The sequence below is a fragment of the Gloeobacter kilaueensis JS1 genome (assembly GCF_000484535.1).
GTDB lineage: Bacteria > Cyanobacteriota > Cyanobacteriia > Gloeobacterales > Gloeobacteraceae > Gloeobacter > Gloeobacter kilaueensis.
Window position 1 is genome coordinate 2,589,852 of sequence record NC_022600.1, and the last position, 16,572, is coordinate 2,606,423.

The following is a 16,572-nucleotide window of genomic DNA, read 5'->3' on the forward strand; positions in this document are numbered from 1 at the left end:
CGCGATGAAAGCTTTCTGGATCTGCTTGAGCCTGCTGCTGTCCGTTGCTCCGGCCACCGCCATCCAGCTCAGCGACGGCGAGAGCGCCTTCAATGGCCCCTTGCGCCTGCTGCGCGCCGCCGTCACCCAGAACACGGTCGAAAATTTTCCGGTCTACTACCAGTTTGCGATCGAGGCACCGGCAAAACTCGACGAACCCCTCGCCCGCATCGACATTGCCCTGCCCACCGAAGCCGGTCCTTACTTTGGTCTGTACCTGCCCAACCCGAATCAGGTGCGCGCCTTTATCCCAACGGACCCCTACGCCCAGAAGCCCCAGGAGGCCGCCCGGACACTGCCCATCGAGGCGACGGTCAACCAGAGCCTCATCAGCGTTCGCTTTCTTGAACCAGTCGCCCCCGGCAGCGTCGTCACCGTCGAGTGGGGGCCGGTGCGCAATCCCAGCCTCGACGGCAACTATCTGTTTTCGCTCACCGCCTTCCCGCCCGGCCCCGCGCCACGCGGCATGTATATCGGTATTGGGCGCATTGTCATCCGTTCCGGCGGCAAAGACGGTTAGTGTGTCATAAATCCCCCAAATCCGTTGCCCACAACCTCCCGGATCGAGAATCAGGCGCTACAATCGGGGAGGTTTAAAAGGGTTATCAATTCCTGGTCAGAATCGCGCACAAACTGACTGTTGGTGGAAGCCGTGGGCGTGTCAGGCTGGGCCTTGCTCTCCATGCGCTGGAAATAGGTACCCCCCTTGAGGTCGCATTTGACAGGTTCACTTCACCAAATGACCACCACACCGCTCTTCTTCAAAGGAGAGTATAACGAGTACTGTTTGTCCGTCCTGGAGCCCTTATCTATGAGGAGTGCAGCATGACGCAGGCCAATAACGTTCTGGACGCTCTCCAGCAACCGACAATCGAGCTGGAGGCTCTGGCTTTGATGGCCGAGGAGGATGATCCTTACGCAGGTCAGGCTCCTGACGCCGCCGATCTGGCCGACGCTGCCGCTGCCAGTCGGCCCTCGCGCAAGCGCAGCCGCGCCCAGCGCACCCATTACACCGAAGATTCCATCCGCGTCTATCTGCAAGAAATTGGCCGCATTCGTCTTTTGCGCGCCGACGAAGAAATCGAACTGGCTCGCCAGATCGCCGACTTATTGGGCCTTGAGCGGTTGCGCGCCCGGATGAGTGCGCCGGAGATGGCCGGCAGCGTCGAGGTGGTCGAACTGCTCACCGACGAGGAGTTGCTCGAAGAGAACCTGCTCGCTTCCAGTGACGTGACCGAGAGCGAACAGGAATTGCGCCGCTGGGCCGAAGTCGCCGATGTGCCTTACGAGCAGTTTCGCGAACGGGTAGCGATCGGACGGCGCGCCAAGGACAAGATGGTGCAGTCCAACCTGCGCCTGGTCGTCTCGATCGCCAAAAAATACATGAATCGCGGCCTGTCCTTTCAAGATCTGATTCAAGAAGGATCGCTGGGCCTGATTCGCGCCGCCGAAAAATTCGATCACGAAAAAGGCTACAAGTTCTCCACCTACGCGACCTGGTGGATCCGCCAGGCGATCACCCGCGCCATCGCCGATCAGTCGCGGACGATCCGCCTACCGGTGCATCTTTACGAGACGATTTCGCGCATCAAAAAGACGACCAAGCTCCTTTCGCAGGAGTTGGGCCGCAAGCCCTCCGAGGAGGAGATCGCCACCCGCATGGAGATGACGATCGAAAAGTTGCGCTTCATCGCCAAATCGGCCCAGCTGCCCATCTCCCTCGAAACGCCCATCGGCAAAGAAGAAGATTCGCGCCTGGGCGATTTTATCGAGGCCGACGGCGAGACCCCCGAGGACAAGGTGGCCAAGAACCTGTTGCGCGAGGATCTAGAGGCGGTGCTCAATACCCTCTCACCCCGCGAGCGCGACGTGTTGCGCCTGCGCTACGGCCTCGACGACGGTCGGATGAAGACCCTCGAAGAGATTGGCCAGCTTTTTAACGTCACCCGCGAGCGCATCCGCCAGATCGAAGCCAAGGCGCTGCGCAAGCTGCGCCATCCCAACCGCAACAGCGTCCTCAAGGAGTACATCCGCTAGGGCATGAGCGGCAAATGGCTCTGGGCCCATCTGGATCTGGGGCTACTGGCCGTCGCCTACGCGCTCTTGCTCGTTCTGCGCAACTCCTACACCGAGATTGCCGGTTGGCCCTGGTGCCTCGCTCTCCAGGGCTGCCTGCTCGTTGGGGCAATTATGGCCCTGCGCAGTGGCCGTCCCCTGGGCCAGCCCTTCGACGCCCTGGCAGGGGTGAGCATTGCCGCCGTCGCAGTGAGTGCCGCCCTCTCACCGGATCCGGAGCGCAGCTGGGGCTACGCGGCGATGGTGACGGGCTACTTTGCGGTCCTCTACGGTCTGGTAGGCCGCTGGCCCCGCGATCGAAGTCTTCTGCCCTGGCTCGGGGCAGCCGGGGCGCTCTTCAGCCTGGCCGGGCTCTACCAGTTCTGGCAGTGGATCTTTTTGCCCCAGTGGCAGGCGGGCAAGCCCCTCAACCGCCTCATCAACAACATCTATCCGCTCGGCCACCACAACTTCAATAGCGGCCTGCTGTCGCTGCTGTTGCCGGTGATTCTCGCCCTCGTCTTTGAGCGCCGGGGTCCGGAGCGCGGGTTCTGGTTCGTCTGCCTGCTCATCGGCCTTGCCATGCTCTTTTCGACCCAATCGCGGGGCGGCTGGCTCGGGGTGCTGGTGGGCTGTGTGCTCGTCTGCCTGTTGAGCGTCCGCCTCAGCCGCCGCAACGGGCTTTTGCTCGCCGTCGCCCTGCCCGTCGTTCTGCTGGTGGCGGTGTTCTCGACCACCTTCGCAAGCTTCAAGCCCAAATTCTTTTTTGAAGGGCGCGACATCAGCACCGAGCAGCGCCTGATCTTCTGGCAGACGGGCGTCCGCCTCTGGCAGGACCATCCGCTCTTTGGCGTCGGGCCGGGGGTGACAGGTTTTGTCTTTCCGGGCTACCGCACCGACACCGACCCCTGGATGGCGCGGACTGCCCAGCAGTTGCACAACACGCCGGTGCATCTATTGGCAGAGACGGGGCTGGCAGGACTCCTCGCCTACATGGGCTGGCTCGCAGGGTGCAGCTGGATGCTCTGGCGGTGCCTGGGCCAGGCACGCCCGATCGTCGCTGCCCTAGCCGGTGCCCTCGCCGGTTACGCCGTCTCCAGCCTCACCGACTTTCAACTTGAAAACCCGGCTATCAGCCTGACGCTCATCGCCCTGGTGGCTGAACTGGTCCGGCTCGCTCCCCCTCCCGCCTGGCAGCCTCCGTCCTGGTTGCGTCTTATCGGGGGAGGAGTGTTTCTTGTGTGGACAGCCTTCTGGCTTCGCAGCGACTGGGGCAGCTACCAGGCGGCCATCGCCTTTGCCCACCAGAACGATCCGGCAGCCTTCGAGGGGGCGATCACCCAGGCCCGGCGCATCGACCCGGATCAGCCCTACTATCCCCTCGTGCAGGCCCAGGTCTTACTCGACGCGGCGCGCAAGTTAAGTCCTCGCGATCCGCGCCGGGCAGGCTGGATACTTCAGGCATCCGAAGCTGCCGACCGGGCCGCCGCACTGCTTCCTACCGACCCTTACGCCCTCACCGTCGCCGGATGGTTGCACTACTACCGGGGCCAGTGGGCGTGGGCAAGCCGCCTTTTTGATCAGGCTCTCGCCCAGGATCCGACCACTACCGCCACGCTGCAACTGGGGGCCGGACTGGCCCTCCTTGCCCAGCACCGGACGGAAGCCGCCCTGCCCCATCTGGTGGCGGAGATCGTGCTCTTTCCTGACCAGTGGATCGACGAGCGCTGGCAGACCGGCCCCCTGGGCCGCCTCGCTCCCCGCGTTGCCCGTAACGCCCTCGCTCTTTATAACCAGTTACTCAGCCGCTATCCAGGCGAGCACGACGCGCTCTATCAGCAGGCGATGCTGCTGCTCTGGCTGAACCAGCCCCTCCAGGCACTGCGCAAACTTGATGCGATGCCTGTCCGTCAGGGCGTGGAACCGGGGAACGTGCCCGTCGCCCTGCGGCTCGCCTGGCGCGTTGCTCCCTACCAGGCGCTCGGCGTGCGCATTCAGGCGCTCTGGAAATTGAGCCGCTTTGAAGAGGCCAGGGAAGCGCTCAGCTCCCTCGATCGGCTCTCCCCCGCTTCTGCTGCCTGTTTGCGGGACGCTCTCATCGAAAACCAGTCCGTCGCCAAAGAGCGCTTTTATCTGGTGAACGGCCAGGATTATTTTTTGTTGCGCCGCATCGGCGGTCCTGTGCTCCAGTTTCCAGAACCTGTCCACTCTGAGACCTGGGCTTCGATGGATTGCGTCACCTTCGGCTACGACGGGCGCAACTGGCGGTTGCCCCAGGCCCAGAAGCTAATTTCTACACCTGTCTTGCAGCGATGAAGAAAAACCCTTCGCCCCGCCACTTTGAGCGCTTGTTAAAACTCGATGGCCTGATCCGCGAAGGACGGCCCTACACCGCTGCTCAACTGGCCGAAAAACTGGATGTAAGTGTCAGAACCGTTCAGAGTGACCTGGATTTTCTGCGTGACCGCTACGAAGCGCCCCTTGAAAATAGCCGCACCCAGGGCTTCTTCTACCGCGATCCCAAGTGGCGTCTGCCCCTGGTGCCCCTCAGCCAGGGCGAACTTTTTGCCCTGGTTCTCGGTAGCCGGATGCTCGAAGCGGCAGCAGGAGCTGCCTACTCCCAGGAATTGCAGTCGGCTATCGATCAGCTCACAAAACGCATGTCCGATCAAACCTGGGCGGACCTGCAGACGATCGTCGATGAGCGCTTCCAGTTCGGTGCGGGCGGCCTGCTCGACTTGAACCCGGAATTCTGGAAGCTCCTTGTGGAGGCGAGCAGCAAACAACAGCAAGTCGAGATGATGTATTACACCGCCAGTACAAACCAGCTCACCACCCGCAAGTTCGACCCGTACCTGATGTATGTCTACCGGGGCACCAACCCCTACACGATCGGTTTCTGCCACAACCGGCAGGGCATCCGCGTCTTTCGGGTGGACCGCATCCGCCAACTGCGCCTCTGCCCGGAACACTTCGAGCGCGAGACGGACTTTCAACCCCAGCGCTACCTCGATACGGTCTTTCAGATCGAGGCGGGTGGCCAGCCGCAGCCGATCGCCATTCACTTTTCTGCCAAAGTCGCTCCTTTTATCCGCGAGCGGCGCTGGCACCACACCCAGCAGATCGAAGCGCACTCCGACGGTTCACTCACCCTGCGCATGAGCGTGCCGGGGCTTTCTGAAGTAAAGCGCTGGGTGCTCGGTTACGGCGAAGATGCCGTAGTCGAGGGACCGCTGGAACTGGTGGAGATGATCCGCACTGCAGTCGCTAGGATGGCGGCAAGCTATCCGCCATCGCCATGAGCCCGCTCCTCGAAAGCCCTGCCCAGACACCCATTCGCTTCAAACTGCAACCGGTGCTCCGCCTGAACGACGATCAACTCTTCGACCTGTGCCAGCTCAACCGGGATTTGCGCATCGAACGTTCAGCCGAGGGAGAATTGCTGATCATGTCTCCGACAGGGAGTGAGGCAGGAGCCCGCAATTCCAGCCTTACTGGCCAGCTCTGGTTCTGGAACCGCACTCTGGGCCTGGGCCGCACCTTCGATTCCTCAGCAGGCTTTGTTCTTCCTGACGGAGCGATGCGCTCGCCTGACGCCGCCTGGATTCGCCGCGAGCGATGGGACGCTCTCAGTGCTGAGCAACGCCAGAAGTTCGCTCCCCTGCCGCCGGACTTTGTGGCCGAACTGCGCTCCCCCAGCGACCTGATTGCCGATCTCAAAGCCAAGATGCAGGCGTACATCGACAACGGTGTAACTCTCGGATGGCTCATCGACCCCCAGACCCGGCAAGTCTGGATCTATCGGCCTAACCTGCCGCCGGAATTGCTGCAATCGCCTCTTTCACTTTCGGACCCGTTACTTCCGGGTTTCGTGCTGGACTTGGGGGATATCTTTACCGAATAAGGAGGTACCGATGTCCACGGGCGAGATCCCGCAAGACCTCACCCCCCAGCAATTTCTGGAATGGGAAGAGCAGCAAAGCGAGCGCTACGAATACTTTGACGGCAAAATCTACCACAGGACCGGCATCACTGTGGCCCACAACACGGTCTGTCTCAACCTGGGCTGTGAGATCAACAGCTACCTGCGCGGTAAACCCGGCTGGGTTTTCATGTCGGCCATGAAACTGCAGGTGACAGAAGACGGTCCCTTCTTCTACCCGGATGTCGTCGTCACCTGTGACGAGCGCGACGAGGGGCGCGACATCCTTCAGTACCCCTGCCTGGTCGCCGAGGCACTCTGGCCGAACACCGAAGCCTTCGATCGCGGTGACAAGTTCGCACAGTACCGCCGCATCCCAACCCTGCAAGAATACGTTCTGATCGACTGCGGACAGCAGAGCGTCGAGAGCTTCCGGCGCGACAACAGTTCCCCGAACACCTGGATCTGCCATTTCTATAGGCCGGGCTCAGTCGTCACCTTCGACAGTATCGGCCTGCGGCTACCCATCGACACGATTTACGAGAAGGTCCGCTTTCAATAGGCAATCTCAGACAAGAGCCGCGAAGAATCTATACCGAACTTTATCGAATCTTGACCTGAGTCTGAAGACATTCAGGTTAATCTTTCTGAAATCTCCCGTGTAGAGGAAAAAGTCCTGCTTTCCGATCGACTCTGCAAAAAAGTTGCAGAGTTCGCTGATCCGAATTTGCAGATCCCGCCCGTCAGGATAGAGACATCTCAGGAAACCACCCATGACCGTTGTAGAACTGGACTTTGGCATTTCGGGCAGTAGTTTACCGGCAGACCACGGTTATCCACTTTTCAGTGCCCTCTCCGAGAGTGTGCCCGAGATCCACGAGGCGGACTGGCTCGGCATTCACACTCTTCCCGGCGTCAGAGATGGCCACGGCAGCATTACACTTCCTTCTTCATCGAAGCTGCGCCTGCGTCTGCCGATGGAGAAGATCCCGATTGTCTATCCTCTGGCCGGTAAGAAGATCTGCGTCGGCGATTACACGCTGCGCCTGGGCATTCCCCAGATTCGGCTGCTTGCACCGGCGCAAACGCTCTGGTCGCGGCTCGTCGTTCTCAAACTGGCCGATTCAAAAGGCCAGACCGCAGAGCCGGAATCGTTTCTCGCTGGAGTGCAGCGCCAGCTCGAAGCGCTGTCGATCGCGGGCAAACCCAGCCTGGAGAAGGCAACCCAGAAGCCGGGACTGGACGCTTTCGCCCGCCGCGTGCTGCGGATCAAGGGCGTCACGATCACGGGCTACGGCATCTACGTTTCCGGCCTGAGCGACGAGGATTCGCTCAAGTTGCAGATTGCGGGCATCGGCGGGCGGCGGCGGATGGGTTGTGGGTTGTTCGTGCCTGTTGGAGGACAGTCGTGAAGCGCCTGCTCGCCAAGTCGTTCCAGAAAGACAAGTTCCCATCTCCTCCGGACTATGCCTTGTTGCTCCAGCACAGCAGAGATGTTGCTCAAGCCGGCCGTACCCTTGCAAGAACTGTTGGCGCTCCGCTACTGGCTGCTTGTGGCTTGCCGCAGGAATTGCTTCCTGCACTCGAAACGACCTTGATCCTGTGTGGCTGGTTACAAGACCTCGGTAAGGCAAACAGTCATTTCCAGACGATGGTTAGCAGTGCCCCAGAGGTGATACAGCTGCTACGCCACGAAACGGTGTCTGGAATCCTTGCAAAACTGGTTCCTGAATTTCAAGACTGGTTGGCTCCCCTTGGCAATGAGACAGTGCATGTTGCCGTCTGGGGAGCAGTAGGTCATCACCGCAAATTTGACGAGGAAACGAGTCCCAAGCAAGCGCCGCAAGCCATGACGGTTCTGCTCAGCCATCCAGATTTCAATAGCATTCTTCAGGAGATGGCTCAGGATCTCGGTTTGGGACAGCCGCCTAGTTTTCAAAAGGACTTGGTCATCTCTCGCAGTCTCAAGGAAAAGGGCGATCTGGGAGCCCTAGAAGTCTGCCAGGAACTAACTACGCTCTTTGAAGATGAGGAAGAGGCGTTTGCCTCTGCAGCCCGGCGTCAGTTTGTTGCACTCGTAAAAGCCCTGGGTACAGCTGCTGATGTTGCAGCAAGTGCAATTGACTTGGCCCCGAATAATGATCCGCTGAGAATGTGAGTTTCCAGCTTGGTTTTCCTTATCGTACAGGTGGATGCCGTTGCGGCGACAGCGGAGCCGCGATGGCATTCACCTGTTGCAAAAACTCCATCGGCGTTGCTCCTGCCAGGGCACTGTGCGGACGGTAGTGATTGTAATCCAGCCGCCAAGCCTCGACGATTCGTCTGGCATCCGGCACGCTCAAGAAGTAGTGGGCATTAAGACATTCATCCCGAAATTTCCCATTAAAGCTCTCGATGTGCGGCTTGTCCGTTGGCTTGCCCGGACGAGTGAAGGCGATGAGCACCCCACGCCGCGTTGCCCACTCCGCCAGTGCTCGACAGACGAACTCCGGCCCATTATCAACCAGCAATCGTTCCGGCAACTGCCGCTGGGCCGCCAGGGTTTCCAGCACCCGCACCACCCGCGCTGAGGGCAGGGAGGTATCGACTTCAATTTGTGGGCACTCCCGGCTGTAGACATCGATGATCGTCAAGGTCCGCAGTTTGCGTCCGTCGGCCAGGGCATCCTCGACAAAGTCCAGGCTCCATAGCTGGTTAGGGCGTTCTAAAGCCGGTGCTTCCGGCCTCCCAGACGGTCGGAAGCGGGGTTTACGCTTTTTTGGGCGCACCAGCAATCCCTCCTTGGTGCACAGTCGGTAGATTTTCTTGGCGTTGACCAGCCTGCCTTCCCTTCTCAGCAGCAGTGTCAGCCGTCGATAGCCATAACGCGGACGTTCGGCAGCCAACTGCTTCAGCCGTGCTAGCAACACGGGATCTTCAGTGCGATGACCGACTAACCGGGCGGTGGAGCGGTGCAACCCCAGCAACCGACAGGCTCGCCTCTGGGAAACCTGCAGGTCGGCTTGCAGGTAGGCGGCAGCCTGGCGTTTGGCTGCTGGGGTTAGAATTTTTTTGACAGCACCGCCTTGAGGGCATGAAGGTCGAGAGCTTGGTCGGCGACGATCTGCTTGAGTTTGCGGTTTTCTGCTTCGAGATCCTTCAGGCGCTGAGCTTCAGAGATTTCCATTCCACCGTACTTGGCCTTCCAGCGATAGTAGGTCTGCTCGCTGATACCGTGTCTGCGGCATAGCTCTGCCACGTTAGCACCGGCCTGCCCCTCACCCAGGATGGCAATGATCTGTTCAGTCGTGAAACGGCTTTTCTTCATGGTCTTCCTCGTCAGTGGTGTCGGCTGGAAGACTCACATTCTACGCGGTTCACTTTAGCGGTTGCACGTCACAATCGCCCGCCAGGGTATGTCAGTAGAGAAGTACTCGCTGTTGCGTTTCATCGAGGGCGAGATTGCAGTCGGTGTTACAACTGCCGATTTAACTGGCCTGATTCACCGCTGGGCCTGGAGTAAAACCAAAGCGCCCAGAGAATCCTGGAACCTTGAACGGCTGCCAGAAGGCTTCGAGATTCGGCCATTCCAGGAGCAAGTGAGAGATTCTAACTCCTCACTCACACTTGCCAGAGCCGGATGTGGGTCTGGTAAGAGCCTGGCTGCATATCTGTGGGCACGGCGGTATTGCGAGAGTTACACAAAACAGGAGCGGCCCTTCCGACTGTTCTTCTGCCTTCCCACCACCGGCACGACCACTGAGCATTATCGCGACTACGCCCTTGAGTGCGGCTTCCCGGCAGCCCTGGCCCATTCACGCTCAAGCGTTGATCTACAAAAGACCTCTTGCATGAATCAGGCCAAGGCTGACAGGGACAGCTCGTAGTTGTAGATCCCTGCCAGCAAACTCAACCGCAGACCGAACCGGCGGCGACGATTGCGATACGGACCAGCCAAAATCCGAAACACCTTCAGACGCCGATTGACATGCTCCACCACTATCCGTTGACGCGCTACAGCCCGGTTCCCTCGCTTCTGCTCCACACTCAACTGCCCTCGTAGAGGCTTTTTGCTCGGGGTTTGGCTGTTGGCATGGACTTTCCTTAAACCCTGATAGCCCTTGTCTGCCAGACACTTCACCCAAGGAGCAAAACGGGTGCGACTGTTTTTGAACACCCGCAAATCGTGGAGGCGACCACGGCTGCAGACGGTGCTGAGGATGCGGCGGCTTTTGGGCTCTACGACCAGTTGCGCTTTGAGGGTGTGGCATTTTTGTTTGCCGCTGTAGTAGTGCCTCTGCTTTTTTTGGGCCGTTCTATTGGCACTTCTGTCACATCGACAACGACCACTTCCAGTTGTACGTTCGTTTGAGCGCTTTGACGCGAAGGCAGCCGAAAGCGTCCGGATTGCACCAGCAGTCGCTCGACTTTGTGGACGATACGACAGACGGTCGATTCGTGTAGAGCCCAGCTTTGAGCGATGTGAAAGTAGGTGCGGCCTGCCCCCCGGATGGGGGGTACTCCCGCGAGTACTGCAGGGCAAGCAGCAACTGGTCTTCGGTGGAGAGTTTGGCCTGTCCGCCACGCTTGCCGGTGCGCTCCAGAGCGGGTCGAAGGACATCGACCATTGCCTGGAAGGTTTCAACTCGCACACCGCAGAGGCGTTTGAAGTCGGTGGGCTTGAGATGTTGGATATCCTGATAGCTCATCATCAGGGCAGAAAAGCAGTAGTGACCCTACTACTTGTGACCCATCCCAGGCATTCATGCAAGAGGTCTAATCAGTGACTCCTTTCGGAGTTGAGCACGAGAGTCCGACGGATGATTTTGCTGCACCTTCTTCGCGATTCAATCAGTGACTCCTTTCGGAGTTGAGCACATTCACGCTCCTGCAAAGTATTGCCTGGGCCAACTGGCGATTCAATCAGTGACTCCTTTCGGAGTTGAGCACCGGCCACCATCGACGCCATCGGATCTGCGACGGTGAGCGATTCAATCAGTGACTCCTTTCGGAGTTGAGCACCAAACCAAGTACATGCTCAGACTCGGAAAACATGCTGCGATTCAATCAGTGACTCCTTTCGGAGTTGAGCACCTCAGTGAATTGCTCATGATCTATCGAGGTCATGACGCGATTCAATCAGTGACTCCTTTCGGAGTTGAGCACGCTTTTGCTGGAGTTTCGCACCTCGCTAACAATCCGAGCGATTCAATCAGTGACTCCTTTCGGAGTTGAGCACGTTTTATTCCCGACGATTTATTATCAGCAATTAATGGCGATTCAATCAGTGACTCCTTTCGGAGTTGAGCACAATTTGATCAAATCGCGGAATATCTGCAATACTTGATGCGATTCAATCAGTGACTCCTTTCGGAGTTGAGCACTAGTAGTCCCGTCCGAACTCGACCGGCCCAGAGTAGCGATTCAATCAGTGACTCCTTTCGGAGTTGAGCACACATTGGCCGCGCCGCTGTCCGCCGGCTCAGCGCTGCGATTCAATCAGTGACTCCTTTCGGAGTTGAGCACATCCGCTTGTCCTGCGCCTCGACGAGCGTAGTCAGCTGCGATTCAATCAGTGACTCCTTTCGGAGTTGAGCACTTTATTACAATCCGTATTCAAGTGCTACCGCTTAGGAGCGATTCAATCAGTGACTCCTTTCGGAGTTGAGCACAGAACCAATCCGGCGGGTCTGAGATTTCCGATCGCACGATTCAATCAGTGGCTCCTTTCGGAGTTGAGCACTTTGGAGAGTAGAGATGCGCATTCCGAACGACTCGCGATTCAATCAGTGACTCCTTTCGGAGTTGAGCACCAGATTGTTCTGCTCGAAACCGAGGAGCACCTTCGGGGCGATTCAATCAGTGACTCCTTTCGGAGTTGAGCACAGCCACTGCCCGATTTCCCAATCCGACCACTCGCGGCGATTCAATCAGTGACTCCTTTCGGAGTTGAGCACCCCAGACCGTGAGCATCTGGCGGGAGTACACGTTGGCGATTCAATCAGTGACTCCTTTCGGAGTTGAGCACGGGTGGAAGCGGGCGCAGTGGACAACCTGGGCAAAGCGATTCAATCAGTGACTCCTTTCGGAGTTGAGCACTTGCCAGTGTTGGTTTTTTCGGGCGTAAAGAGCACGTGCGATTCAATCAGTGACTCCTTTCGGAGTTGAGCACGTGATAATACGGCGCAGGTTACGCGGCTTCTACTCGCGATTCAATCAGTGACTCCTTTCGGAGTTGAGCACAGAACCAATCCGGCGGGTCTGAGATTTCCGATCGCACGATTCAATCAGTGGCTCCTTTCGGAGTTGAGCACTAGTGCTCTGGCGCGGAGTAGTCGAAAAGCGTGCGGCGATTCAATCAGTGACTCCTTTCGGAGTTGAGCACTGCTTCTTGCAGACATTCCGGGGTTAGGAGAAAATCGCGATTCAATCAGTGACTCCTTTCGGAGTTGAGCACCAGGAGACTGCAATCGCCGATCTTGATCGGGGGTGCGATTCAATCAGTGACTCTGATCAGGCAGGATGCCGTAGCGATTGAGTACCAGTAGCGCACAGGTGGCCATGCGCACGGGCAACTCCTCCCACGGCTCGCCTTTTTGGGTAAGCGTCTGAAACTCGCGCTACATCGAGAGTAGTTTGTAATTCAATCAGTAATTTTTCGGAGATTGAATACTTTGTGATGAGGGGAGCAGATTGATTCGATTTTCGCTCAGGATGCTGGTTTCACACAGGCGATGCTGATATTTTTCCCAGCTTGAAATATTTCTTTCAAGAGTATTCAGTCAAAAGATGGATGCTCTGGAGGTCAGCCTCAAGCAAGCTGTGGAGAATAGTTCTATTGGAGGCGCACAAATGGAAGGGACTGCAACGAAAAAGACGGTCAGCGATCTCGAATATGATTTGCTCACCGTGCTCAAAGAAAAAGCCTGTGCTGTGACGGCATACGACACATACATTCGCGACGCCCAGAAGGTAGGATCGCAGCCCTGTGTCGAGCTGTTTCAGAAACTGCAGCAGCAAGATAATCAGTGTGCTGAGGAGTTGCGCCAGCACCTCACCCAGGTTATGCAAAAAGGCCGGATGTAGATTCCGGACTCCCAAAGTCGTGTAAACCGCATCCGAGTAGCGAGGGTAGGCAGGGTGGTCGCTGTAGCCTTAGAATCAGCCCTCTTGTAACCGTCACTGCTTGCGGTTCTGTGGGGCGCTGACGATGCTTCTCGCCTCCCCTATCCCACCGGATCTCTTGCTGCGGTAGGGGAGGCGTCGGCGGCATGGTACTCCTGGAGGGATTTGACGGTGAGAGTGCCCTGCTGGAGCGAGGCGATGGCGGCGGCACAGGCCCGTGCTCCAGCAAGGGTGGTGATGACGGGGATTTTTTGGGCGAGGGCGGTGCGCCGGATCACCTGAGCGTCAGTCTGCGCTTCGCTGCCGGAGGGGGTGTTAAAGACCAGCTGGACCTGCTGGTTTTTGAGCAGGTCGCCGATGTGGGGCCGGCCCTCGTGGATCTTGAGCACCTGTTCGACGGCCAGACCCTGGGAGCAGAGGTAGCGCTGGGTGCCCTCGGTGGCAATGACCCGAAAGCCAAGCTCGATCATCTCGCGGACGATCGGCACGACGGCGGCCTTGTCGCGGTCGGTGACCGAGACGAAGAGGGTGCCACGCACAGGCAGGCGCTGACCGGCTCCGAGTTGGGCTTTGGCAAAGGCGCGGCCAAAGTCGGTGTCGATGCCCATCACCTCGCCGGTGGAGCGCATCTCGGGGCCGAGGATCGTGTCGGTGCCACCAAATTTTTCAAAGGGCAGCACCGCTTCTTTGACGGCGATGTGCCTGGGGATGACTTCGGCGGTGAAGCCCAGTTCGCTCAGGGTGCGGCCTGCCATGACGCGGGCGGCGATCTTTGCGAGAGGAACGCCCGTGGCCTTGGCGACAAAGGGCACGGTGCGAGAAGCGCGGGGATTGGCCTCCAGAACGTAGACCTCTTCTTCGCCGGTCACTGTGCGCTTGACGGCGTACTGAACGTTCATCAGACCGACGACTTTGAGGGCGCGGGCCAGGCGGGCAGTCCAGTCGCGGATCACGGCGAGCACTTCGAGGCTCAAGGTGCGCGTCGGCAGCACGCAGGCCGAATCGCCGGAGTGGATACCCGCCTGCTCGATGTGCTCCATGATGCCGCCGATGACCACCTGGCCCTCGCGGTCGCAGATGGCGTCCACATCGACTTCGATCGCATCTTCGAGAAATTTGTCGATGAGAATCGGGTGATCGGGCTCGACCTGGACGGCGTGGGTCATGTAGTGGGCCAGTTCGTCGTCCGTGTAGACGATCTCCATCGCCCGCCCCCCGAGCACGTAGCTGGGCCGGACCACCACCGGATAACCGATCCGCCCGGCGACGGCGGTGGCATCGCTGCCCGAGCGGGCCATGCCGTTCGCCGGCTGGCGGACGCCGAGGGCCTGACAGAGCTGCTCAAAGCGCTCACGGTCCTCGGCCATATCGATCGAATCGGGGCTGGTGCCCCAGATCGGCACCCCCGCTTTTTCGAGGGGCACGGCGAGGTTGAGGGGAGTCTGCCCCCCGAACTGGACGATAACGCCCACCGGCTGCTCGGTCTCGAAGATGTTGAGCACGTCCTCGCGGGTGAGCGGCTCGAAGTACAGCCGGTCACTGGTGTCGTAGTCGGTGGAGACAGTCTCGGGGTTGGAGTTGACCATGATCGTCTCAAAACCGTCCTCGGAGAGGGCAAAGCAGGCGTGGCAGCAACAGTAATCGAACTCGATACCCTGGCCGATGCGGTTGGGGCCGCCGCCTAAGATCATCACCTTCGGGCGGTCACTGGGGCCAATCTCATTTTCCTGGGCGTAGCTTGAGTAGTGGTAGGGCGTGAATGCCTCAAATTCTGCCGCGCAGGTATCGACCGTCTTGAAGACCGGCAGGATACCCAGCTCCTGGCGGATGGCCCGGACAGCTTGTTCGCTGGTGCCCGTCAAAAAAGCGAGCTGGGCATCGCTGTAGCCCAGGTGCTTGGCCTCGCGCAACTCGGCGGCGCTCACCTGCAAAAGATCCCGGTGCTGCCAGTTTTGCTCGAAGGCCACCAGTTCGGCGAGTTTGTCGAGAAACCAGGGATCGATGGCGGTGAGGTCGTGGATCTGCTCGACGCTGAAGCCGGCCACCAGCGCCTGCCGAATCTGGAAGATGCGATCGGGGGTGGCGGTGCGCAACTGGCTTTTCAGGGTCTCAGCGTCGGGATTCTCCTCGATGCGGTCCGCTCCAAAACCAGAGCGCTTGATCTCAAGCGAGCGCAGCGCCTTTTGCAGCGATTCATTAAAAGTACGGCCAATCGCCATCACCTCGCCCACCGAGCGCATCGCCGTGGTGAGCACCGGCTCGGTGCCGGGAAATTTTTCAAAGGCCCAGCGCGGAATCTTGGTCACCACGTAATCGATGGTGGGTTCAAAGCTGGCGGGCGTCTGGCGGGTGATCTCGTTGGTGATCTCATCGAGGGTATAGCCCACCGCCAGCTTGGCGGCGATCTTGGCGATCGGAAAACCGGTGGCCTTGGAGGCAAGAGCCGAAGAGCGCGAGACGCGGGGGTTCATCTCGATGACGATCACCCGCCCGTCTTCTGGGTGGACGGCAAACTGAATATTCGAGCCGCCGGTCTCGACGCCGATCTCGCGGATCACCTTGATCGAGGCGTCCCGCAGGCGCTGATACTCCTTGTCGGTGAGCGTCTGGGCTGGGGCAACCGTGATCGAATCACCGGTGTGTACGCCCATCGGGTCAAAATTTTCGATCGAACAGATGATCACGACGTTGTCGGCCAGATCGCGCATCACCTCAAGTTCGTATTCTTTCCAGCCCAGGGCCGACTCCTCGACGAGCACCTGCGAGATGGGTGAAGCGTCGAGGCCGACTTTGATCATCCGCTCGAATTCTTCGCGGTTGTAGGCGATGCCGCCGCCGGTGCCCCCGAGGGTAAAACTGGGCCGCAGAATCAGCGGAAAAGAACCGATCTCCTCGGCCACCGCCTGCGCCTCCTCGATCGAGTGGGCAAAGCCTGAGCGCGGGACCGCAAGGCCAAGCCTGCCCATCGCCTGCTTAAAAAGTTCGCGGTCCTCCGCCTTTTTAATCGCCTCCAGCTTGGCTCCGATCAGTTCTACACCGTAGCGCTCGAGCACCCCCGACTCCGCCAGCTCAACGGTGACATTGAGCGCGGTCTGCCCGCCCATCGTGGGCAAAAGCGCATCGGGCCGCTCGCGCTCGATGATGCGGGCGACAATTTCAGCGGTCACCGGCTCGATATAGGTGCGGTCCGCCGTCGCCGGGTCGGTCATGATCGTGGCTGGGTTGGAATTGACGAGAACAATCTCGTAGCCTTCCTCGCGCAGCGCCTTGCACGCCTGCGTGCCGGAGTAATCGAACTCACAGGCTTGACCGATGACGATCGGCCCGGCACCGATCAGAAGAATCTTGTGAATATCAGTACGGCGCGGCACGACGAACGACCTGCAACTGGACAAACAGTCCTATCTTAGCCGCCTATCGCTCAGCCCTATGCTGCCCATTCCCTGCCTGGT

At 59.1% G+C, this 16,572-nt stretch carries 11 protein-coding genes, 1 pseudogene and 1 CRISPR repeat array; of the genes and pseudogenes, 9 read left to right on the forward strand and 3 right to left on the reverse strand.

Annotated features, from left to right (window positions below; genetic code table 11):
• Window positions 1–4 precede the first annotated feature (4 nt).
• The 8 genes from GKIL_RS22685 (at window position 5) to GKIL_RS11970 (ending at window position 8,174) form a co-directional block, all read left to right on the forward strand.
• Entirely contained in the window at window positions 5–559 is a 555-nt protein-coding gene (locus GKIL_RS22685) for a DUF2808 domain-containing protein (RefSeq protein ID WP_023173877.1), read from the forward strand.
• Window positions 560–864: 305 nt separating this feature from the next.
• Complete coding sequence (gene rpoD / locus GKIL_RS11935; RefSeq protein ID WP_023173878.1) at window positions 865–2,076, forward strand: RNA polymerase sigma factor RpoD; 1,212 nt, start codon at window positions 865–867, stop codon at window positions 2,074–2,076.
• 3 nt (window positions 2,077–2,079) lie between these two features.
• Window positions 2,080–4,410 carry an O-antigen ligase family protein gene (locus GKIL_RS11940; protein ID WP_023173879.1) on the forward strand — a complete coding sequence of 777 codons (2,331 nt, stop codon included), beginning with the start codon at window positions 2,080–2,082 and terminating at the stop codon, window positions 4,408–4,410.
• Entirely contained in the window at window positions 4,407–5,396 is a 990-nt protein-coding gene (locus GKIL_RS11945) for a helix-turn-helix transcriptional regulator (RefSeq protein WP_023173880.1), read from the forward strand. Before GKIL_RS11940 ends, GKIL_RS11945 begins: the two co-directional genes overlap by 4 nt.
• Entirely contained in the window at window positions 5,393–5,998 is a 606-nt protein-coding gene (locus GKIL_RS11950) for a Uma2 family endonuclease (RefSeq protein ID WP_023173881.1), read from the forward strand. The genes GKIL_RS11945 and GKIL_RS11950 overlap by 4 nt, the downstream gene beginning before the upstream one ends.
• 10 nt (window positions 5,999–6,008) lie before the next feature.
• The gene (locus GKIL_RS11955) at window positions 6,009–6,578 is read left to right on the forward strand and encodes a Uma2 family endonuclease (protein WP_023173882.1); all 570 of its coding nucleotides are present in this window, start codon (window positions 6,009–6,011) and stop codon (window positions 6,576–6,578) included.
• A 211-nt stretch (window positions 6,579–6,789) separates the two neighbouring features.
• Window positions 6,790–7,428: a type I-MYXAN CRISPR-associated protein Cas6/Cmx6 gene (gene cas6 / locus GKIL_RS11965; RefSeq protein WP_023173883.1), complete on the forward strand. Its 639-nt coding sequence runs from the start codon at window positions 6,790–6,792 to the stop codon at window positions 7,426–7,428.
• Window positions 7,425–8,174 carry an HD domain-containing protein gene (locus GKIL_RS11970; protein WP_023173884.1) on the forward strand — a complete coding sequence of 250 codons (750 nt, stop codon included), beginning with the start codon at window positions 7,425–7,427 and terminating at the stop codon, window positions 8,172–8,174. Before cas6 ends, GKIL_RS11970 begins: the two co-directional genes overlap by 4 nt.
• Before the next feature lie 19 nt (window positions 8,175–8,193).
• Here GKIL_RS11970 and GKIL_RS11975 read toward each other — a convergent pair.
• A protein-coding gene (locus GKIL_RS11975; protein WP_144080304.1) for an IS3 family transposase occupies window positions 8,194–9,323 on the reverse strand; the annotation gives its coding sequence in 2 pieces (ribosomal slippage) (window positions 8,194–9,071 and window positions 9,071–9,323; 1,131 coding nt in all).
• Between the two features lie 528 nt (window positions 9,324–9,851).
• Window positions 9,852–10,704 (reverse strand): annotated as a pseudogene (locus GKIL_RS22690) (IS5 family transposase).
• A gap of 62 nt (window positions 10,705–10,766) precedes the next feature.
• Window positions 10,767–12,452: a CRISPR direct-repeat array (repeat unit 36 nt; unit sequence GCGATTCAATCAGTGACTCCTTTCGGAGTTGAGCAC).
• A gap of 395 nt (window positions 12,453–12,847) precedes the next feature.
• On the opposite strand from GKIL_RS22690, the gene GKIL_RS11995 reads away from it, so the two are divergent.
• Window positions 12,848–13,081: a hypothetical protein gene (locus GKIL_RS11995; RefSeq protein WP_023173886.1), complete on the forward strand. Its 234-nt coding sequence runs from the start codon at window positions 12,848–12,850 to the stop codon at window positions 13,079–13,081.
• A 140-nt stretch (window positions 13,082–13,221) separates the two neighbouring features.
• Here GKIL_RS11995 and carB read toward each other — a convergent pair whose 3' ends face one another.
• Entirely contained in the window at window positions 13,222–16,491 is a 3,270-nt protein-coding gene (carB, locus tag GKIL_RS12000) for a carbamoyl-phosphate synthase large subunit (protein WP_023173887.1), read from the reverse strand.
• Window positions 16,492–16,572: the final 81 nt, after the last annotated feature.